This window comes from Streptomyces sp. NPDC047049 (assembly GCF_040643995.1).
Lineage (GTDB): Bacteria > Actinomycetota > Actinomycetes > Streptomycetales > Streptomycetaceae > Streptomyces > Streptomyces mooreae.
Genome location: NZ_JBEYVM010000005.1, coordinates 320450 through 340327, shown reverse-complemented (window position 1 = coordinate 340327; position 19878 = coordinate 320450). Strand labels below are relative to the sequence as shown.

Genomic DNA, 19878 nt, shown 5'->3' with positions numbered 1-19878 from the left:
TCGTCAACCGGCTGTACAGCGTTTACTCTTTTCCGTGTGCGCGCCATACAACGCCTGCATCCACTGGACTGGTTGGCCGGGGGGCTGCTCGCCTGCGGTCTGCTGTTCACGGCTACGGGCCTGCTTCCCACGGAGTCAGCCGGCCAGGCGATGATCCGGATCGGTCCCCTCCTCGCGTTCCTCGGCACGGTCATCGTGCTCGCCGAACTCACCAGCGAGGCGGAGGTGTTCGACGTCGTCGCCTCGGGCGTGGCCCGCGCCGGGCGGGGCGGCTACGGACGGCTGTTCGTGCTGTGCGTGGCATTCGCCTCGGTCACCACGATGACCCTCAACCTCGACACCACCGCGGTGCTGCTGACCCCGGTGATGCTGGCGCTCGCCTCCCGGGTGGGAATCGCCACGGTGCCGCTGGCGATGACCACGGTGTGGCTGGCCAACACCGCCAGTCTGCTGCTGCCGGTGTCCAACCTGACGAACCTGCTGGCCGCGAACCGGGTGGCGCTGCGCCCCACGGAGATGGCCGCCACGATGTGGGCGCCCCAACTGGCCGCCATCGCCGTGACGATGGGCTGTCTGTGGCTGTTCTTCTGGCGCCGCGGCCGGCGGGGGGCGGAGGTCTACACGCCCCCGGCCCCGCACCGCCCCGGGGATCCGGTGCTGTTCCGGGTGTGCGCCGTGGCCTGTGCGGGGTTCCTGCTGGCCATGCTGGTCGCCGATGTGCCGCTGTGGTCGGCGTCCGCGGTGGCGGCGGTGGTCGTGGTGGTGGCGTTCGCCGTCCGCCGCCCGGCCCGCCTGCGGCTGTCGCTGGTGCCGTGGCGGCTGCTCGTCATGGTGCCGGGGCTGTTTCTGGTGGTGGAGACGGTCAACGTCAACGGGCTGCACGACTTCCTGACCTCGGCGGTGGGAGCGGACGGGGGCGCCCTCGGTATGTTCCGGGCCTCGACGGTCGGCGCCGGGCTCTCGAACGTCCTCAACAACCTGCCCGTCTACCTGGCGGGCGAGTCGGCCGTGCCCCTCGCCAACCACCAGCAACTGCTGGCGCTGCTCATCGGTACCAACGTGGGCCCGGTGGTGACTCCGTGGGCATCGCTGGCCACGCTGCTGTGGTTCGAGCGCTGCCAGGCGCAGGGCGTACGGGTGCCGCTGCGGAGCTTCATGGCTACGGGCGCGGCCCTCGCGGCGGGGGCGGTGCTGGCGTCCACGGCGGCCCTCGTGGCGATGAGGTGAGCGGACGCGGCGCGCTGCGTGACAGGCCGGACCTGACTTCACGCCGGGCCGGGGGTGTTACGCCCCCTGGCGCACACGGCCGACCGCCTCGCTGCGGCTGACGAGATCGAGCAGGTACGGGATGTCCTCCGGCCGGCCGGCGACAAAGCTGCGGTCGGTGTCGGGCCCGGCGACGGACCCCCGGAACGGGCCGCCGTCCAGCGACCGGATCTCCAGTCCCGCCTCGGCCGCGAGCAGCGCACCGGCGGGGAAGTCGATGGCCTCGGCCCGGTAGCCGATGAATCCGTCGATGGCGCCACGGGCCAGCATCGACCAGGTCAGCAGGGGCGCCCACAGCTGGAGCAGGCGGCGGGAGCGCACCTCCAGCACCGACTTGAGGGAGCGCGCCGCCGGGTCGTCGCGGACGACGGCGTGCCCCTGGGTCCAGGCGAGCAGCGGCCCGGAGGCTGCGAGCGGGCCGGTGGGGCCGGTCATCCGCCCGCGCGGTCCGTACGCCCCGCAGCCGGTCAGGGCCGACCAGGTCCGGTCGGTGACCGGGTCGTGGATGGCGCCGACCACCGGCTGGTCGTCCACGCACAGGGCGATGCCGACGACGTAGGCGGGCAGGCCGATGACGACGTTGTTGCTCCCGTCGAGCGGGTCGACCAGCCACATCCGGCGCGGACCCGGCACCGGCGCTGCGCCGCCTCCGTCCAGGATTCCCGACTCCTCGGCAAGGATCCGGTCGTGCGGGAAGCGCTCGCGGATGCGCTGCACGACGAGCCGTTCGGCCAGCAGATCCAGGTCGGTGACCACATCGCCGCGCTCGCCCTTCGGCTGGATGCCGTAGTCGTCCTGGAAGTGCGAGCGCACCAGCGCGCCGGCCTCCCGCACGGTCGCGACCGCCAGTTGCTGCTCGGCGGCGAAGCGCGCCGTCGCGAAGGCCTCCGCCCCTGCCCCTGCGCTGAGCGGTTCCGGAGCGCCTTGCGGGCCGTCGGGGTCATTGCGGGTGATACCCATGGATCCTCCTGAGGGCGGACCGCGCCGTCCGGGCGGTCCGCGCGGCGTCGCATGTCTGTCGTACCACCCGGTGCGCCGTGCCCTCCACCGGTCCCAGGGACAGGTCACTCTGTTGGGGAAGCCAGCGGCCGAGCACGAGGGTGGCCGCGTGGCTCCCGCCGGGGACGACGGTGCTGTGGAACGCCCCGGCCGGCAGCCGGTAGACCTGCCCGCGGGCGCTGGTCTGCTCGGGGCCGGGCTCGCAGCGGACCAGACGCGAAGTCGGCCGGATCTCGTCCACGCCGGACGGGCTGCTGTGCACCTGGAAGACGCGGTGGGTGGGCCGCACGGCGTCCTGGCGGACCCGGGTCTGCAGGTTCCCGACCTCGCCGTAGAGCACGAAACTGGTCAACTCCCAGCTGTGGCAGTGCACGGGGGAGGTGGTGAGCTGGACGGGTTCGCTCGCGCCGGGCTCGAAGACGTGCACACAGATGCCCTGGTCCCCGTCGCGCAGCACCGGCAGGCAGAAGAAGCCGAGGGGGTGGTGTACGGCGCGCAGCGCACGCCGCCCGGAGGTGACATCCTCCAGCGCGGCGGCGGCCGCCCCGAAGAGCGTATCGGTCTCTTCGCCCTGCCCGATGGTCCGTTCGAGCAGGCGGTAGTCCATGGGGCCTCGGCTTCGGCGGCTCACCCGGCCTCCCGGAGGGTGCTGCGGTCTGCGGGCCGTTGGGTGGTGCGTTGGCCGGGCCGGCGGTGCGCGGCACGGACCGGCTCCCCTCGACGGCCTGCCCGGTCTGCCCGGCCTGCGGGCTCGCCCTGGCCCGGTAAGAGCGGGGAAAGCCCCGGGGCCGTTCCTGTGGAGTTGGTGTCGGTCGGCAAGGGCCCTCCCTTCCGCGGTCGGCCATGAGTCAGGAGATCCTGAAGGAGGTCAATTGCGGTACGGGTTCTCCGCATGCAGCGCCTTCTCGATGATCTCGCCGACCTCCGTGTCGGTGACGGTGGAGGGGAGGGCGAGGTCCAGCCGCTCGAAGAGCTGGCGCGCCTCGTCCACCGTGGGTTCGTCGCTGAGTGGTGCCGCGCGGTGCAGATCGAGGGCGACCGCCTGTTCCCTGGCCTGGTGCAGCTCGGTGAGGTAGTAGTCGTACAACGGACGCCCCCGGTCCACCAGGAGGTTGACCCGGCGCAGGTCGTCCTGCGTGATGATCAGGCACGAGTCGGTGAGGTCGAAGCGGAGGGTCGGCACCACGGAGGACAGGTGGACGTCGATCTCCAGGACGTCCAGCCGCTGCTTGTGCCAGCAGGCGGCCAGAACGGTGGCGTAGGACTCCTGGCGGGTGCGCTCGGCGCTCCAGGTCCGCCGCTGCCCCGTGTCCGCCTGCCCGCCGTCGAACGTGCGCCGGAAGCGGGCGTACGCCTCACACGCCTGGGCGTCCGACGGGTTGACGATGTCGATCTTCATCGTGAGGGAACGACGCTGCTCCTGCGCCTTGCGTACGCACTCCGGGAGCGTGACGGCGCGCAGATACGTGCCGGTGCCGCCCTTGAACACCCAGCGGTCGGTGTTCTGACGGGCCTCGTCCAGAGCGCGCCGGACCTCGGTTCCGGACAGCGACCGCACCATGGCGAGGTCTTCCAGCGCCTTCTGCGTGCCGGTCGTCGCCTCCCGGATGTCGGCGACCCGGCGCCGCCGCTCGGTGAGCGAACCGAAGACCAGTGCGGCCAGCACCAGCAGGGTCGCACCGGAGGTGACGTTGTCCGAGACCGCGTCGCTGAAGATGTCCATCAGACCGACGACCATGGCGCCGGAAATGGCCACGACCCCGTCGAAGTGCCTGATGACCCAGGCCACAGCGGCCTCGATCCGATGGGCCGAAGACCGTCCTGGCACCTGTGCTGACGGTGTGGTTCTGCGCGCCACGTGGTCCAACTCCTCCCCCGGGTAAGGCAATCGTAGGAGGTGAACCGTACGGCCCGCCACCGATTGTGATCATTCAGGGGGGCTTCTGCGCCATGGGCGGAGGTGACAAGAGCGGTGGCGGGGCCGGCGCGGGCCACAGAATGTCCGTGAACCGTGCGGGCCCTCGGTCCACACCGCGGACGACGATGCGGTCCCCTCCGGGGCATGCCCCGGAGGGGACGGGCTTCAGCGGGACTCGTTGAGCACCATGGCCGAACCGCCGCCACGGCGCTTGGGTTCGGCCACCGCGGTGACCTTGCCCTGCGGCAGGAATTCCAGGGCTGCCACCGCCCCGATCTCCGGTGACGGGGTGAAGGCCTTCGGAGCCAGGACGAAATGGTGGCCCATGGCTTCCAGCTTCTTGCGTTCGGGCGAGGCCAGGAAGGCCGGTTCGGCTTCCGTCGCCGTCTGGTTCCGTTGCGACATCCGCGGTGCGGCGACCGCTGCCGGCAGCGACATACCGAGGTCAAGACGGTTGACCAGGGTCTGCAGCACCGTGGTGATGATCGTGGCGCCGCCCGGTGAACCGACGGCGATCATCGGCTTGCCGTCCCGCATGACGATCGTCGGCGACATACTGCTGCGCGGCCGCTTGCCGGGGCCGGGCAGGTTCGGGTCCGGAGTCCCCTTGGTGAGCGGCGCGAAGTCGAAGTCGGTCAGCTCGTTGTTGAGGAGGAATCCGCGGCCGGGCACGGTGATCGCCGAGCCACCGGTCTGCTCGATCGTCAGGGTGTAGGAGACGACATTGCCCCAGCGGTCCGAGGTGACCAGATGCGTGGTCGAAGGACCCTCGTGCGGTTGCTTGTTGCCGGTCTTCCGGTCACAGCCCGCATCCGGATGGCGTGGGTCGGCGGGAGCCAGCGGGCTGGTCAGCGCCTTGTCGGAACGGATCTGACAGGCCCGTGCCTTGCCGAACTCCTTCGAGAGCAGTTGCTCGGTGGGCACGTCCGAGAACGCGGGGTCGCCCACCCAGCGGTTGCGGTCGGCGAAGGAGATCCGGCTGGCTTCCAGGTAGTGGTGCAGGGCCTGGACCTTGTCGGCCTTGGAGAGGTGGAAGTTGCCCAGGATGTTCAGCGCCTCCCCCACCGTGGTGCCGCCGGCCGAGGACGGTCCCATGGAGTAGACGTCCAGACCGTGGTAGCCGGTCCGGGTCGGTTCCCTGCGCTTGGCGGTGTAGTCGGCGAGGTCGGCCGTCCGCATCAGCCCGGGACGGGCCTTGTGCCGGGCGCCCGGGGCCATCGGCGGCTTCTGGACGGTCCGCACCACATCGCGTCCCACCTCACCGCGGTAGAGCGCGTCGACGCCCTTACGGGCGAGCAGTCGGTAGGTGCGGGCGAGATCGGGGTTGCGGAAGCGTGAGCCGACCACCGGGAGTTTGCCCTGGGGCAGGAACAGGTCGGCGGTGGGTTTGATGTCGCGGAACCGCTTCTCGTTCATGGCCGTCTGGGCCCGGAACTCGTCGTTGACCACGAAGCCGTCGTCAGCGATCCGGGTGGCCGGGCGCAGGGCCTTCGCCAGGGAGACCGTGCCCCAGTCCTTGAGCGCCTTCTGCCATGTCGCCGGAGTGCCCGGGACACCGACCGACAGACCGGAGTTGATGGCGTCCTCGGTGGGGAGGGGCTTGCCGGTCGAACGGTCGAGGAAGGAGTCCGCGCGCATGCTGCGCGGAGCGGTCTCCCGGCCGTCGAGGGTGTGTACCTTCTTGGCCTTGGCGTCGTAGTAGACCATGTAGCCGCCCCCGCCCACCCCTGCCGAGTAGGGCTCGACCACGCCGAGCGCGGAGGCGGTGGCCACCGCGGCGTCCACCGCGTTGCCTCCCTTGCGCAACACCTCGAGCCCGGCCCGGGAGGCGTACGGGTTGACGCTGGAGACGGCCCCACCGCTGCCGGTGGCCACGGCCTTCTTCGCGGGCGGCCGCTCCTTGGCGTCGGCGGCCGACGGGGCGGCGTTGAGCTGGCACGCGGTGGCCAGCAGGGAGAGACTGAGCGCAGCCGCTGATGCGGCGGCGACAGCGGTACGACGGACAGCCATACGGCCTCCACGACTTCACTGTGGTGCTGGAGAGGGATTCCCGAACCCTGGCATCGCTCGCGCAGCGGAGCAACGCCGCACTGCAAGGTTTGTGCGAGATCTGAGGTTTCCCTCCGGTAACCCGCCCGGAGAGCCGAGGCGCCGAAGACGTTCCGGGGATACGGGCAGCGGAAACACCAGTCCCCGGCCGGACGGGGGAGGCCAGCCGGGGACTGACAGGGCGTGTGCCCCGCGCGTGGGAGCCCAAACGTGGCCCGTCAGGCAGCGCGCCACCCCGACCAGCGGCTCACCGCGATCTCCACCACAGGTCCTTCCGGCGGACGGTCGCCGTACTGCTGCCGGTACTTCCGCACCAGCAGGTCTACGTAACGCGCCGACACCGCCGATTCGCCGGCCGGCGGCAGCACCACGGCAGTGCCGTCCGCCCGCGCCCACCACAAGCGGTCCCAGTCCTCCTCATAACCGTCGACGAGGAGGCACACCTCGGGACGGGCACGGATATGGGCCAGCCGCTTCAACCGGACCGTCCGTTTCGGCTTGTGGTCCACGGCGAAGACGACGGTGTCCCCGGTGACGGCGAAGACCGCGGGGACCAGGTGCGGGCGACCGGAGGCGTCGACGGTCGCGAGCCGGCCGATCCGGGCCCGGGTGAAGTGCTCCCGGGCCTGGTCGTTCGTCATCCTCGGCACTGCGGGGCCCCAGTGCCGTCGGTGATGAAGGTCGCCGCACCGGACTTCACAACAGCTCCCTAGAATTCCAGGTTCTCGGACACATGGGTGCGCGAGCGCGCGAGGCCGCAGGCCCGCATACCCACGAGTCCGCGGCCTTCAGGGGGTGTCTCCGCCTAGCAGGTACCCCGCTCGCCTCCGGCCCAACAACTCGTACAGCCGGAAGGGCTAAGCCTCGGCGCGGGTGGTCGCACGCCCCAGGTCAAGCCCCTGCCCATGGGATAAAATGAAGGTTAAATTCAAGGGTAAATGATGCTAGCCTCGGGAGCGGAGGTGGAGCATGCCCAGCGAGGAAGAGCTGTTCGCGGCGGTTGACGCACTGCTGGAGGGCGAGCCGCAGTTGCCGTCACCGGCCGAGCGGTCCCGGCTCCGGGAGGCGGCCGGTGTCACGCAGGCCCGTCTCGCCCAGGTGCTGCGCACGACGCCGCAGACGGTGAAGAACTGGGAGCACGGCCGCAGCGAGCCCCGGCCGCCCCGACTGCAGGCGTATCTGCGGCTGTTGGACGGCTGGGCCACTCAGCATCCGGCACCCGCGTCCGAACGGCCGGTCGCGCCCGCCCCGGCCCCCACCGCCGCGCCCCCCGCCTCCGCACCCGTCCCCGAACCCGAGGCGGCACCCGTCCACGGGCCGTCGCCATCGAGGCGCCCTGCCACGCGGCAGACGGCCACGAAGCAGGCGGGAACGAGGAAGACCGCAGCGGGGCAGACCGGCGCGCAACGGACCGCAGCGAAGAGAACGGCCCCGGCCGAGGCCGACGACCCGCGCTTCGCCCACGGCCCGCTCGCGGTGCTGGACGGTGACGGCTCGGCCTACTGCGTCGGGGGCCTGGTCCTGGACTGCCCGGCCCAGACCCTCCCCGCGCTGGTCGAATGGGCCCTGACCGAGGCGAAGCTCGGCGCTGCGAGGCTCCACCGCCACGGCAAGGACGCCGACCCCCTGATCGTCCTCACCGGCACGGCCGCCGAACGACTCGGACTCCCGGCCGTCCTGGAGGACCGGCGCGGCCTGCGGCTCCCGGAGGACCACAAGGTCCTGCGGCAACTGGCCAAGGCCAAGTGGAAGCTGACCAAGCGTGGGTTCGGCCCCTGGGCCCGGATCTACCGGCCCGCCGAGCACGGCAAACGGCAGTGCGTGCAGTTCGCGGTCCTGCCGTGGGGCGCCCTCGACACCCGCTCCTGGGGGGACACCGAGCGGCTGCCACCGGCCGAAGTCGCCGCCGTCCTGGGCACGTACGCCACCCGGGTCCTCACGCCGCGCGGTTCCACGGCCGTCTGCGGCCTGGAGCTGATGAGCGCGCTGCGCCCGCCCACCCGCGCGGTCAAGGACCCGGCGACCGGCTCCTGGGTGTCCGGGCCGAACCCGGGCGCGCTGACCGAGCCGGTCGACCCCGCGCCGCCCGAGGCCCCCGCCGAGCACCCCCTCGTCGCCGCCCGCTACCCCCGCCACCACGTACGCACCCCGGACCAGGTCATCGACGAGGAGGCGTACGACTGGTTCCGCCCCCTCACCGACGAGGAGTGCACCCAGGGCTACACCCACGCGGTCGGCATCGACGTCAACATGGCCTTCGCCGCCGCCGCCAACCGGCTCGTCATCGGCACCGGCCCGGCAACCCACGTCAAGAACCCGGCGTTCGACCCCAAGCTGCCCGGCTCCTGGCTCGTCGACCTCTCGCACATCGAGACCGACCCCCGGCTGCCCAGCCCCTTCACGCCCAGGGGGACCCGGCCGGCCGGACCCGCCTGGTACGCGACATCGACCGTCGCCTACGCGGTGGAACTCGGCTACGACGTGGCACCGGCAGAGGCGTACGTCCGCCACGAGCACGCCGCCTACTTCGACGCCTGGTACACCCACCTGCGCGACGCCTACATCGCCACCATGGCCGACCTCGGCGTCACCACCGGCATGCCCGACGAGGACTTCCTCGCCGCGATGGACCGTCACAAGAGCGTCGATCCGGGACAGGCGGCCGTCCTGTCGGCCATCAAGTCGACGGTCAAGGGCGGCATCGGCAAGCTGCGGGAACGCCCGCAGGGCATCGCCTACAGATTCGGCGAGCCCTGGCCGGCCCTCTCCCGCGCCACCTGGAGCCCGCATGCCAGGGCAGAGCTGATCGGCAAGGTACGCACCAACCAGCACCGCAAACTCATGGCCTGGGCGCGGGCCGGTCTCTTCCCCGTGGCCATCCTGTCCGACTGCGCCGTCTATCTCTCCCACGGCCCCAGCCCGCTGGACTTCATGCCCCGCACCCCCGAGGGCAAGCCGCTGCCCAGAGGGTTCCGCCTCGGTGTCAGCCCCGGCATGGTCAAACACGAAGGCACCCGCGACTTCCTCTGGCTCGCCCAGACGATCGAGGACGACCGGATCAACCCGGCCCGCCACATCAAGGGCGACGACGCCCCCGACACCGGAGAGTAGGGGCATCCGATGGGCATCCTCCGCGACAGTCTCGACAAGGCCGAGGCGAACACCGCCACCCGCCCGATCCCGAAATCGGCCGGCGCCCGAGTACGGTTCCTGGTCAAGCAGGAGAAGGGCTCCACCATGGCCGTCGCGCGGCTGCTGCGCGTCTCCCAGCGCACGGTCGAGCGCTACCTCACAGCGCAGATCAAACGGCCCCGCAAGGACCTCGCCGCCCGCATGGAGCGCGAGGTACGCAAACGGTGGCAGCCGCGGGTGCGCGAGAAGGCGAAGCAGGACGCGGCCCGTACCGGCGGCATCGTCATCGAGACGCGGGCCCGGTTCGGATTCGCCGCCGCACCCGGCACCACCGACGACGGCCGGATCCGCCTCATCACCCAGCACCTCCCGCCCGCCTACGCGGCCCGCCTCTTCGAAGCCCAGGCATCGGGCGCCACCGAGCAGCAGTTGCGGAACATCGCGGCCGAAGGCCTGCAGGAAATCTACTTCAAGGACCACGGCCGCCGCGCCGACGGCCTCCTGGTGAAGTTCACCGACATCGACTACGTCGAGCTGGAATTCTGACACCGCGAGGGAGGACACGTCGCCCCCTCTCCCCCTCCTCAGCCGGTGATGTGCCCGCGGCCGGCCCTGGCTGATTCCGGTCGGCGCGCCGATGCGCAAGCGCGGCGCGCGACGGTGAACTCAACAGGGCAGTTACCCTCGGGCGCCGCCTTCGCGATCTGTCCCTGGCGAGGCCCGCGCTACAGACTTCGGGTGCTCCACCAGTACGCCCGAACGCCTTTTGCACCTGGAGGAACACATGGTGGCCTTACGCGTATCCGTCGCAGCCGTTGCCGCTGCCGGCCTGCTGGCCCTCCTGCCCGGTACCGCGCTGGCGGCCCCGGTCGCGCTCGCTCCGTCCGCACCCGAACAGCACCGAGCCCCGGCCTCCGAGCGTGGAGGCCGGGGCTGACACGCCATCGTCGGCTTCACGCGCACGTCTTCCGCAACTCGGTGCCCTGTAGCGTTCCCCGCGCGGCACGGTCATATCGGCGGTCCCGCCATACGCACGGGCCGCGGCTGTGGAGTTGGGATGCTCCGGTCACGGCGCGGGGACGGGGCCGCCGGGCCGGAACCGCTCCACCCCGACGATGTGGCGCACCTTGACCGGGCGCACGATCACCGCAACCCGCTGCTCCCCCGGCATGATCCACTCGAACCGTTCGCTGCCCAGGTACTTCCGCGCCAGCCGGTCCATGTGGTCGTGCGCCTCCTGACCTTCGATGAAGCGGGCCACCTCGCCGCTGATCTGCACGCGGTCGAAGGGGTTGTCGGCGTCCGCGTGCGAGAGATAGACGCGGGGGTCGCGGCGCAGGTTCTCCTCCTTCACCCGGCCCACCGAGGTGTTGAACATCAGCTCCCCCTCGCCCTCCAGATCCACCCACATCGGGCTGACCTGCGGCGCTCCGTCGGCGAACACGGTGCCGACATACCAGATGTTGGGGGCTTGCAGCCGGGCGCGAACGGCTTCGTCAAAGATCACAGTCATCCCGGCAGGCTACCAACCATGATCAACAGGAGGGATCGGAGGGAGCCGTGGATTCCGCATCGGGCTCACGACGTACCGGGCAGGCGGGCAGGCCCGAACATGGCAGTGCGCCGCAGGTGCAGGAACCTGCGGCGCACCGGGTGGCCGGAGAGGAGGCATCACCTCTCACCGGCCGGTTCGGGCTGATCAGCGGGGGTGGCCCCAGTGACCGTGGTGACCCCAGTGACCGTGGTGGCCACCGTGGCCGAACTGACCCCAGCTCTCGGAGTCAACGACCCGGCGGTGGTCGTTGCTCAGGACCGCGGTGCCCCTGTGGTTGTCCCAGACGTAGTCACGACGGTCCTGGAAGAGGTCCCAGCGGTTGTCACGGCCGATGCCCGTGTGGACACGGACCTGTGTGTGGCCGCCCAGACGGACGTTGCCGAAGCGGTAGGTGTGGCCCGCGCGGTCCGAAAGGGTCCAGCCACGCAGGTTGACGGCCGCACGGCCGATGTTCTTCACCGTCACGTACTCGGCGTTCAGGCTCCTGTTGGAGTGGTCGTCCCGCCCGGGGCTGTCGTACTGGATGGCACCGAGCACCACCGCCGAGCGGTGGTGCGGAGCCGGAGCATGGCCGTGGCCGGCGGCGGCCGCCGGGAGGACGGCGGTGGCCGCCAGAGCCACGGAGCCGAGGACCGTGGCGGCGATACGCGAAGTCTTACGGAGCACGAAAACCCCCTGGATACGGCACCCACGACGAGGTGCCGGAAACCGGATACCCGGCCGGTTTGACCGGGCTCCCACACAGTGACGGCTGGTCACACCGTGAGGGAAGAAATCCGGTTTGGTGTTACAAAACACAGACATATACACAACCACACCACGCCAGGCGCACACTCCCCCGCGCCCACCAGCACAAATGCGACGCCCTGTACATGCACCCAGACGCCGCAAGGGTTACTGGCGGTGTACACCTCGGGGCTGCGGCGGGCCCACGCGCCACCCGATACGAAGCGCCACCATGGAGGCACCCGGCACCGCGCGTCCGGTAACGGGTACCGGCACCGGCGTCCCACGATCACCTCACGGGTGTTGGTGTCCCAGCAGCTCAGCGCCCACCGCGTCCCGTGAGGTCCCCAGTCGGTCGGTGGCTGTGTTCCGTCACCGTTCCGATGGACATGATCGGTGCGGCGAGACGGGAGGCCCGGCGCTGCCCGTAGCGGGGGCCGTTCTGCCGGCAGACCGCCTCCGCACCCGGGGAGCACCGCCCTCCCACCCGGGGGCCAAGCCCGTCACCTCCTCGGCCCCTCGCCTCGAATTCCCTGTGAATTCGCCTCGGATAGTCGTCACGAAGGGAACCCGGCCATGTCCACCCCTCTGTCCGCTCGCAGCGGCCTCGTCGCCGCGCTGGCCGCGGCCGCCCTCGCCGCGCCCCTCGTCACCGCCGACACCGCGGCCGCCAGCGGTTCGAAGCTGACGCATACGCAAGCCGCGAGCCGGCTGCGGGCGGCCGGCATCAGCTGGACCTCCAGCGGCCACTGCTCGGACCGCAACAACCGGCGATGCACGTCCTTCACCAGCATCAACTCCGGCACCGTCAACGGGATCATCACTTTCAAACGGGCCGCCCGGTGCGCGGTCACCATCACCGGCGGCACCGAGACCGGCCATGCATCCGGCCGGTACAGCCACTGGAACGGCTACAAGGTGGACATCTCCCCGACCGGTTGCGTCACGAACTACATCAAGCGCACGTTCCGGTACGCCGGCAAGCGCGGAGACGGAGCACCCATGTACAAGTCTTCCGGGGGCAACATCTATGCCCGCGAAAGCAGCCACTGGGACATCACCTACAAGTGACCGGAAGAGGAGACCTGCTGCTACGCGAAGACGGTGGCAGCGGGCCACTCCTCCGCCTACACCGCCACGGTCAACGACAAGGGGATCAGAGCCTGGGGGCCTTCAGCGGCGGAACGGCAACGTCGGCCGTGCGGCGGCATACTGACGGAGCGTCAGGGGTGGGCGCGCAAAGCCGCGTCCCCCGCTCGCACGCATGCGCTCTCCCCCGGCTCTTCGCAGCGCGTCGTATCGCGCAGGGTACGCAGGCGCATTCGGCAGCCGCGCGGGTCCCACGAGCCGGCGGGCGGCCTCGGCTTCCTCGGCCGAGTCCTGGACTCCGCTTCGGCGAGTGCTCAGGCACGAGCATCCCCATGCGTCCGCGTGAACACGCCACATAGAATCCCCCTGCCGGTTCACCCGTCGCCCCCGCCCACAGAAAGGTGCCGCCGTGCCCGAGCAGTCCGTGTCCGCCACCCCCGCCCACGGCTGCGCTCACTCCCCCACCTTCACCGGCGACGTCGTACCCGCCGCCCCTCGCCTCTGAGGGACACCTCCAGCCCAGGCCCGCCGCTTTCCCCGGCCCACCCGCAAAAGGACAACCCCACCCGTGAAGAAGAGCGCGATAGCCGGCGGCTGCATACTCGGCCTTCTCGTGATCGCCGGCGCCTATCAGGGCAGCACCGCTTCCACCGACCCGCTGACCCTCGCCGAATACCAGAAGATCAAGGCCGGCAGCAGCGAGAAGATCTTGTTCACCTACGCCAGCACCTGCCAGCGGGCGAGCGAAAAGCCGGCCGAGGGCTATCCCCTCACCTGGACGTGTTACGGCGCCGACGGAAGCAGCAGCGCGGTGTTCTTCTATTCCGAGGGTGTGCTGTTCAGCAAGGCGCAGACCGGGCTCACTTGACCCGGTCATCCACGAGCGTGTGATGCGGTGACGCCGGCCCCTCCTCACTTGCCGCTCGGCGTGCGCGCCGTGACCACGATGCGCCTCTCCTCAGCTTCCGCCATCTATACGCAACCGTATGCCCGGGTCTAGTATCGCTCTCTATACGCCATCGTATACAAGAGGGGGCGGCAGCATGCCTGTCGGATTCGTTGCTTTCCACTACCCGCGGCCCGAGTACGCCGAGGAGTTCACCGGCCGTGTGCACAAGGCTGCTGAGTTCCTGCGGCCCAGGCCGGGTTGCCTGTCGGTCGAATGCTGGGTCACGACCGACGGAGAGGCGATCGTGACCACCGGCCGGTTCGAAAACGAGGAGGCCCTGCAGGCGGCGTTCGCCGGCGCCCTCGAATCGGGCGTCATCGTCGACGCCGACGAGCGCGAAGTCCGGCCGCGCCAGTTCTTCACTCTGCTTGCCAGGTAGCCGAGAAGGCAGTTCGGCTCGCAATCCGGGAAAGGGGCGATACAGGGGCGTGAAGAAATGCCACCCGAGTGCGCCGTCGGACCCGTCTCCCGAATGCGTAATCCTGCACGGCGCCTGAAAACCCGTCAGGTCGTGACACGCAGTTGAGGCATCCGCCATCTGTCGGGCGCTGCGGCCCCGCCACTCCTCGGGGCCCGCGGCGCGACCTGCTCTTTCAGTGAAGCCGGGAGAGATGACCGTCGGGGGTCACTTGCCCGACGTCTCCGCCAGGCGGAAGGGGCCCGCGGCGCCGGGGCCGAACATCACCGGCAGGTTGCGCCCCAGCGGCACCACCACGACCGGCTCTTCACGGTACTCCCTGAGAAAGTTCTCCAGGGGTTCCCAGATCAGACTCCGATAGGCCGTCTCGCTTCGTTGGGGTTCGAAGGACAGGGTCAGCGCGGAGTCCATTACGGTGACGCTCACGGCGTCCACTTGCAGCCACTCTCCACCGATCCAGGCTTCGAGCCTCACGTATGACATGACGCAAGGGTGCCTTGCACCTCGTGCCGCCCGCAAACCAGCCCCCGTGTGAGGCTACGCCCGGACTGTGCGGACGACGGCCGCGACCGCGTCCTGCAGGAGTGTCCGGGGCGGCGTGCCCTGCCTGGCGAGTCCCGCACGGCAAGTCTTGGCCGGCGGGGCCCCGACCGGCTCGCGTCGGCTGCCGCAGGCAAGACCCCGCCCCAGGGCTCACCGGGCCGGAGCGGGGTGAAGGGCGGGCGCTACGGCCGTACCCCGCCCTCCGTCGCGGGCGGCCGGGCCGGTGCGGGGACGAACTCGACGGCCGCCACCTGCTCTCGTGAACCGCGGTCCAGCAGGACCACAGATTTCGCCTCCGGCACGGGGTCGGCGGCCGGGTGCGCAGACGGTGCGGACCGCTTCGGGGGCCTGACGGGGCGTGGGGACGGCGCGTCATCGGCTTCATCGGTGGCAGCTCGCGGGGCAGGCAACCGGACCGCGCCGAGCCCGGACAACGCCCCGAGCAACCGGTCGAGGCCTCGGCAGTGCCGGACGAAGGCGCGGCGCGGGGCCCACCGGCCGCGGGCCCGCTGCCCCGACAGCGCCTCGGCCACCCCTACGTCCAGGAGCACCAGGTGCAGTTCGCGCCCCTGCCGTCCGGCGCTTCTCGCCAGCCACCGGCGCATCCACGGCCGGCCCCCGCAATCGTGGACGAGCAAAGCCTCGCCGTCGCGTACCGCCGTACGCAGCCACCGTAAGTATTTCCACCGCGCCCACGGGCGGTACACCGCGTACGGCAAGCGGGCCGGCATCACCGCCTCACACGCGAGATGCACGGTGCGCGGGTCGACCACGGACGCGGCCTCGGACCAACGCCGCAGCAAGGTGCTCTTACCGCTCCCCGGCAGTCCGGAGACCACCACCACCGCTCCCGGGGGATACGACAGCAAGGCCGGCACGTCTCCCGGGCCCCGCAGGTCCACCAGTCCACGCGGCCGCAGCGTCAACCCCCCGTGCGGTGCAACGGACTTCTCCCTCGGACCCGGCCAGACCGAATTACCCACTACGCGTCCTTTGACCTCACTGGTTTTCCCCCGCCTTCCGCGACGAGCGATCTTCACACAGGGCTCGGGGACTGCAAAGCCGGGACGGTTCATATGCGTACCGATTGCTGCCCGCCCGCCGCGGCGAGGCCGCCACCGGGTCCACCGGACTCGTCTGCCGTCGTCCGGGAACCTGCTCAGCGTCCCCGCGGGGTGGACGGCGGGCGCGGATGTGCGCGCAGCACGCCGTACACGGACCAGGCCACGGAGACCAGTGGTACGGCGACGACCGCTCCGGGCACGCCCGCCGTGACGCTGCCGCAGATGACCGAGAGCGCCACCACCACCGGATGCAGTCGGACGGCCCGGCTCATCACGAGGGGATGCAGCACATGGCCTTCGATCTGTCCGATGGCCACGATCAGCAGCACCACGACCACCGCCACCAGTGGCCCCTTGGCGGCCAACGCCACGACGGCGGCCACGGCCAGGGCGATGGGCGAACCCACCAGCGGGATGAACGCGGCGAAGAACTCCAGCACGGCCAGCGGAACGGCGAGGGGGACCCCCAGAACGAAGAGCGTTACCCCCACCAGCACCGCGTTGATCGCGGCCACCACCACGATCCCGCGGGTGTACCCGGTGAAGGTCACCCACGCGGCACGCCCCGCGAGACGTACGGGATGCCGCCCGCGCCCCGGCAGCTGGCCGCCGAACCACCCCCACATCCGGTCACCCGAATGCAGAAAGAACACCGCGCAGAAGAGCGCCAGCACGCCCACCGTCAGGACTTCCACCAGCTGCCCCACGCCGCTGAGCGCGGTGCTGATCAGACTCGCGCGATGGCTCGACACGAACCGTGACACCCGTGTCTGCAGATCTGAGAGCGTCCCCGCACGCAGGCGGAACGGCGGGCCTTCGAGCCACCGCTCGATCCTCGCCACACCGCCGACGAACTCCCGGCGCAGTCCCTCCCACTCCCCCGCGACATTCGCCCCGATCAGACTCAGGATGCCGAAGAGGAGCACGATGCCGAGCAGCAGGCCGCCGGCGACCGCCACGGACCGCGGCATCCAGCGGTTCAGCAGACTGACCAACGGTTCCAGAAGAGCCGTCAGCACCAAGGCCAGGAACACCGCCAGTGTCACCAGCTGGAACCGCCCCAGCGCCGCAAAGATCGCGTAGACGGCGGCACCCACGATGATCAGGCGCCACCCGTAGGCCGCCGCCACCCGCAGCGACGTCGAGACCTCGGTCTCCGCACCGGCACCGCGATCCGGCGTGCCCCCGGCCGACCAGCGGATGCCTATGACGCGCGCCCCGCGGGCCAGGCGCCGCGCGGTGTTCCTGCGCCGCTGCGCCGTGCCCCTGTGGGCAGCGGGGTCCCGCCCGCGATCCCCGCCGGATCGGTTCCGCACTTGGCCGCCACCACCTCCCTCCCCTCCCGTGCCCAGGGCCGGAAGAGGGACGTCTGCCGCGCGAGGGACGGGCACCCGCCCTCCGCGCATACCCCAACCTGGTATCACCGCGAGCGGACCTTCGAACGTGAGCGGGGCCGCATTCCCCCAAAGGCACGCGGCAGGGAAAGGGGTTCCGGGGCGGAGGGCGCACACCGGGAGAAGCCGACGGCTCACGCTGGAAGAGAGGGCGGCCCTGCAGGGGGCGCTTCCGCAGCGGGTGCCTGAGGACACCTCCGCTCCCCCGCCGCCGGAGCGGGCGCAGAAGAATCTGCCGCCCGGTCGTGATCCGGTGTCGATCCGAGCCGAGGCCGTTCGTATAGAGGGTGAGACGCCGGCACAAGGCCGGAAGACTCGGCCCAGGAGGCACACCATGACGCACTACCTGCTCAGCATCTACCAGCCCGACGGGGACGGAACCCCGCCACCGCCGGAGTTCCTGGAGCCGATCATGCGGGACGTCGAGGCCCTGAAGGCCGAGCTCAGGTCGGCCGGCGCCTGGGTGTTCTCCGGGGGGCTGCACGCGCCGAGCACGGCCACCGTGGTGCGGCAGAAGGACGACGAAATGCTCACGACCGACGGGCCGTACCTCGAGGGCAAGGAGCACATCGGTGGCTTTACCGTCATCCAGGCACCCGATCTCGATGCCGCACTCGCATGGGGCCGCAAGCTCGCCCGCGCCACCACCCTCCCCATCGAGGTCAGGCCGCTGCAGGACGGGTCCTGCGGGTGACATCCGGCAGGCCGGGGGCGACCGCGGCGGACCTCTCCCGCGTGTTCCGCGAGGAGTACGGCCGTGCGGTCGCCGTCCTGGTCCGCGTCTTCGGTGATCTCGACGTCGCCGAGGAAGCGGTCCAGGACGCGTTCACCACGGCGGCCGAGCGCTGGCCGTCCGCCGGGCTGCCCCCGAGCCCGGCGGGATGGATCATCACCACCGCCCGCAACCGGGCGATCGACCGCCTCCGCCGGGAAGCGTCCCGCGACGACCGGCAGGCCCAAGCCGCCCTGCTGCACGCCGGGGACGCACCGGCCGAGGAGGGGCCCGTGCGCGACGACCGGCTACGCCTGATCTTCACCTGCTGCCATCCCGCGCTCGCCCCCGCCGCCCGGGTCGCCCTGACCCTCCGGCTCGTCGGCGGACTGACCACCGCCGAGATCGCCCGCGCCTTCCTGGTCACCGAGCCGGCCATGGCGCAGCGGATCGTCCGGGCCAAAGGCAAGATCCGCGACGCCCGTATCCCCTACCGGGTCCCTGCCGACGCCGATCTCCCCGACCGCCTACGGGCCGTACTGGCCGTCCTCTACCTCATCTTCAACGAGGGCTACACGGCCGGCTCGGGTGAGGCGCTGGTCCGCGACGACCTGTGCCGGGAGGCGATCCGCCTCGGCCGGCTGCTCACCGAGCTCATGCCCGACGAGCCCGAGGCCACGGGGCTGCTCGCCCTCATGCTGCTGACGGCATCGCGCCGCGCCGCCCGTACGGGCCCGGACGGCGCCCTCGTCCTGCTGGCCGACCAGGACCGCCGTCGCTGGGACCGCGGTCTGATCGCCGAGGGCCACGCCCTCGTCCGGCGGTGCCTGCGGCGCAATCAGCCGGGCCCTTACCAGATCCAGGCGGCGATCCAGGCCGTGCACAGCGACGCACCGACCGCGGCGGCCACCGACTGGCGGCAGGTGCTTCAGCTGTACGACCAGTTGCTCGCCTTCGACCCGAGCCCCGTCGTGGCTCTTCACCGGGCGGTGGCGGTGGCCGAGGTCGAGGGGCCCGAGCAGGCGCTCGCCGTCGTCGGCGGCCTGCCGCTCGACCGCTATTACCTGTTCCACGCCGTCCGTGCCGACCTGCTCCGCCGCCTCGGCCGCCATGCCGAGGCGGCCCTGGCGTACGAGAAGGCGATCGCCATGACCGAGAACGCGGCGGAGCGCGACTTCCTGCGGCGCAGTCGTCAAGCCCTTCCCGGGGAGGGCCGAGGCCGGGTGTGAAGGAAGCGGCGCGGCTGCCACGGCAGGCGGAGGGGCCCGGGGATCGAGGGGCGACGGACCGGTGCGGCGCGGACCGCTATGCCGAGGCGGCGGCCAGGGACGGCAGCGAGGTGGGCGGGGCAGGGGCGGTGGCGTCCAGGATCTGGCAGGCGTCCGCCTCGTGGTGGGCGAGGACGGCGCTGAGGGCTTCGTCCGCCTGGCCGTGCGGCTGGGTGTCCGGCAGAACGGTGATCGACAGATGGCGCAGGAGCTCGGTGTGGGCAGCCAGGACCTGACGGGTGCGGGTATCGGAGAGGTCGGTGAGCAGCAGGCGGGCCGCGGTGTTGGCGGCGCGCAGACGGGGCTGATGGATACGGCGGTGGGAGCGGGGAAGGGCGCGCCAGGCGGTGTTGGCCACGGTCACCAGGCGCCAGATTTCGTTGTCGGCGGGCTCGGTGTCGTAGAACCGCAGGCCGTAGCGGCTCACCAGCCAGTAGGAGGCCGCCAGGACGAGAGCGGTGGCGGTGTCGAAGGCCAGCCAGAGCTGCAGCAGCGGGGGCCGGCCGCAAGCCGCTTGTAGCACCAGGGCGGCGCCGGCCCCGCCGGCTCCGAACAGCAGCACCCCGGCGAGCAGGAGGAGAAAGGTCGCGGGGAGGGCACCGATCCCGTTGTCACTGTCCAGCCGTGCCATGCCCTTCCAATGGGGCGCCAGATAGCGGGCGTAACGGGCCGGCTTGGGGGCGGGCTCGATCAAGGCGATGCGTCCGGCCCAGCTGACGCTCTTCGGTCTGTTCATCGTTTTGGTGGCCGAGAGGGGGCTATTACAGGGAATCACGTGAGCGACAACGAGCCGTGA

The 19878-nt window shown here is 71.0% G+C and carries 19 protein-coding genes; 8 read left to right on the top strand and 11 right to left on the bottom strand.

The features are described 5' to 3' along the window. The first annotated feature begins 36 nt into the window (after nucleotides 1-36). Nucleotides 37-1227: an SLC13 family permease gene (locus tag ABZ851_RS15865; RefSeq protein ID WP_361127070.1), complete on the top strand. Its 1191-nt coding sequence runs from the start codon at nucleotides 37-39 to the stop codon at nucleotides 1225-1227. Between the two features lie 57 nt (nucleotides 1228-1284). Here the strand turns inward: ABZ851_RS15865 and ABZ851_RS15860 are convergent, their stop codons facing one another. From ABZ851_RS15860 to ABZ851_RS15840, 5 genes are all read right to left on the bottom strand, one after another. Continuing rightward, on the bottom strand, nucleotides 1285-2226 hold the full coding sequence (locus ABZ851_RS15860) for an inositol monophosphatase (RefSeq protein WP_361127067.1): 942 nt from the start codon (nucleotides 2224-2226) through the stop codon (nucleotides 1285-1287). Further along, complete coding sequence (locus ABZ851_RS15855; protein WP_361127064.1) at nucleotides 2207-2872, bottom strand: hypothetical protein; 666 nt, start codon at nucleotides 2870-2872, stop codon at nucleotides 2207-2209. Before ABZ851_RS15855 ends, ABZ851_RS15860 begins: the two co-directional genes overlap by 20 nt. A 261-nt stretch (nucleotides 2873-3133) precedes the next feature. After that, nucleotides 3134-4093: a hypothetical protein gene (locus ABZ851_RS15850; RefSeq protein WP_336048218.1), complete on the bottom strand. Its 960-nt coding sequence runs from the start codon at nucleotides 4091-4093 to the stop codon at nucleotides 3134-3136. A 255-nt stretch (nucleotides 4094-4348) separates the two neighbouring features. After that, nucleotides 4349-6193 (bottom strand): gamma-glutamyltransferase, encoded by a 1845-nt coding sequence (ggt, locus tag ABZ851_RS15845; RefSeq protein WP_361127061.1) that lies wholly within the window; start codon nucleotides 6191-6193, stop codon nucleotides 4349-4351. Nucleotides 6194-6450: 257 nt separating this feature from the next. Next, a complete protein-coding gene (locus tag ABZ851_RS15840; RefSeq protein ID WP_361127058.1) occupies nucleotides 6451-6882 on the bottom strand; it encodes a TIGR03668 family PPOX class F420-dependent oxidoreductase in 432 nt (143 codons plus the stop codon). Nucleotides 6883-7201: 319 nt separating this feature from the next. On the opposite strand from ABZ851_RS15840, the gene ABZ851_RS15835 reads away from it, so the two are divergent. Both ABZ851_RS15835 and ABZ851_RS15830 read left to right on the top strand, forming a co-directional pair. Then, entirely contained in the window at nucleotides 7202-9343 is a 2142-nt protein-coding gene (locus ABZ851_RS15835) for a helix-turn-helix transcriptional regulator (protein WP_361127055.1), read from the top strand. A 9-nt stretch (nucleotides 9344-9352) separates the two neighbouring features. Then, nucleotides 9353-9910: an XRE family transcriptional regulator gene (locus tag ABZ851_RS15830; protein ID WP_361127052.1), complete on the top strand. Its 558-nt coding sequence runs from the start codon at nucleotides 9353-9355 to the stop codon at nucleotides 9908-9910. A 520-nt stretch (nucleotides 9911-10430) separates the two neighbouring features. Here ABZ851_RS15830 and ABZ851_RS15825 read toward each other — a convergent pair. After that, complete coding sequence (locus ABZ851_RS15825; protein ID WP_361127049.1) at nucleotides 10431-10877, bottom strand: PPOX class F420-dependent oxidoreductase; 447 nt, start codon at nucleotides 10875-10877, stop codon at nucleotides 10431-10433. A gap of 186 nt (nucleotides 10878-11063) precedes the next feature. Beyond that, complete coding sequence (locus ABZ851_RS15820) at nucleotides 11064-11585, bottom strand: lamin tail domain-containing protein (protein ID WP_361127046.1); 522 nt, start codon at nucleotides 11583-11585, stop codon at nucleotides 11064-11066. 636 nt (nucleotides 11586-12221) lie between these two features. On the opposite strand from ABZ851_RS15820, the gene ABZ851_RS15815 reads away from it, so the two are divergent. The 3 genes from ABZ851_RS15815 to ABZ851_RS15805 all read left to right on the top strand — a co-directional run bounded on the left by ABZ851_RS15815 (nucleotide 12222) and on the right by ABZ851_RS15805 (nucleotide 14062). Further along, nucleotides 12222-12716 carry a hypothetical protein gene (locus ABZ851_RS15815; protein ID WP_361127043.1) on the top strand — a complete coding sequence of 165 codons (495 nt, stop codon included), beginning with the start codon at nucleotides 12222-12224 and terminating at the stop codon, nucleotides 12714-12716. A gap of 586 nt (nucleotides 12717-13302) precedes the next feature. Beyond that, nucleotides 13303-13602, top strand: a complete 300-nt coding sequence (locus ABZ851_RS15810; RefSeq protein WP_361127040.1) for a hypothetical protein — start codon at nucleotides 13303-13305, stop codon at nucleotides 13600-13602. A gap of 175 nt (nucleotides 13603-13777) precedes the next feature. Next, a complete protein-coding gene (locus ABZ851_RS15805) occupies nucleotides 13778-14062 on the top strand; it encodes an antibiotic biosynthesis monooxygenase (RefSeq protein WP_361127037.1) in 285 nt (94 codons plus the stop codon). A 246-nt stretch (nucleotides 14063-14308) separates the two neighbouring features. Here the strand turns inward: ABZ851_RS15805 and ABZ851_RS15800 are convergent, their stop codons facing one another. The 3 genes from ABZ851_RS15800 to ABZ851_RS15790 form a co-directional block, all read right to left on the bottom strand. Next, nucleotides 14309-14584, bottom strand: a complete 276-nt coding sequence (locus tag ABZ851_RS15800) for a hypothetical protein (RefSeq protein ID WP_088795903.1) — start codon at nucleotides 14582-14584, stop codon at nucleotides 14309-14311. A 242-nt stretch (nucleotides 14585-14826) separates the two neighbouring features. Next, nucleotides 14827-15522: an AAA family ATPase gene (locus ABZ851_RS15795; RefSeq protein WP_361127033.1), complete on the bottom strand. Its 696-nt coding sequence runs from the start codon at nucleotides 15520-15522 to the stop codon at nucleotides 14827-14829. A gap of 281 nt (nucleotides 15523-15803) precedes the next feature. Then, entirely contained in the window at nucleotides 15804-17024 is a 1221-nt protein-coding gene (locus tag ABZ851_RS15790) for an AI-2E family transporter (RefSeq protein WP_361127030.1), read from the bottom strand. A gap of 412 nt (nucleotides 17025-17436) precedes the next feature. Between ABZ851_RS15790 and ABZ851_RS15785 the strand changes: the two genes are divergently transcribed. Then, nucleotides 17437-17796, top strand: coding sequence for a YciI family protein (locus tag ABZ851_RS15785; protein WP_361127027.1), 360 nt, complete (start codon nucleotides 17437-17439; stop codon nucleotides 17794-17796). After that, nucleotides 17793-19043 carry an RNA polymerase sigma factor gene (locus ABZ851_RS15780; protein ID WP_361127024.1) on the top strand — a complete coding sequence of 417 codons (1251 nt, stop codon included), beginning with the start codon at nucleotides 17793-17795 and terminating at the stop codon, nucleotides 19041-19043. Before ABZ851_RS15785 ends, ABZ851_RS15780 begins: the two co-directional genes overlap by 4 nt. Nucleotides 19044-19119: 76 nt before the next feature. Here ABZ851_RS15780 and ABZ851_RS15775 read toward each other — a convergent pair whose 3' ends face one another. Next, nucleotides 19120-19818, bottom strand: a complete 699-nt coding sequence (locus ABZ851_RS15775) for a hypothetical protein (protein WP_361127021.1) — start codon at nucleotides 19816-19818, stop codon at nucleotides 19120-19122. Between the last annotated feature and the right edge of the window lie 60 nt (nucleotides 19819-19878).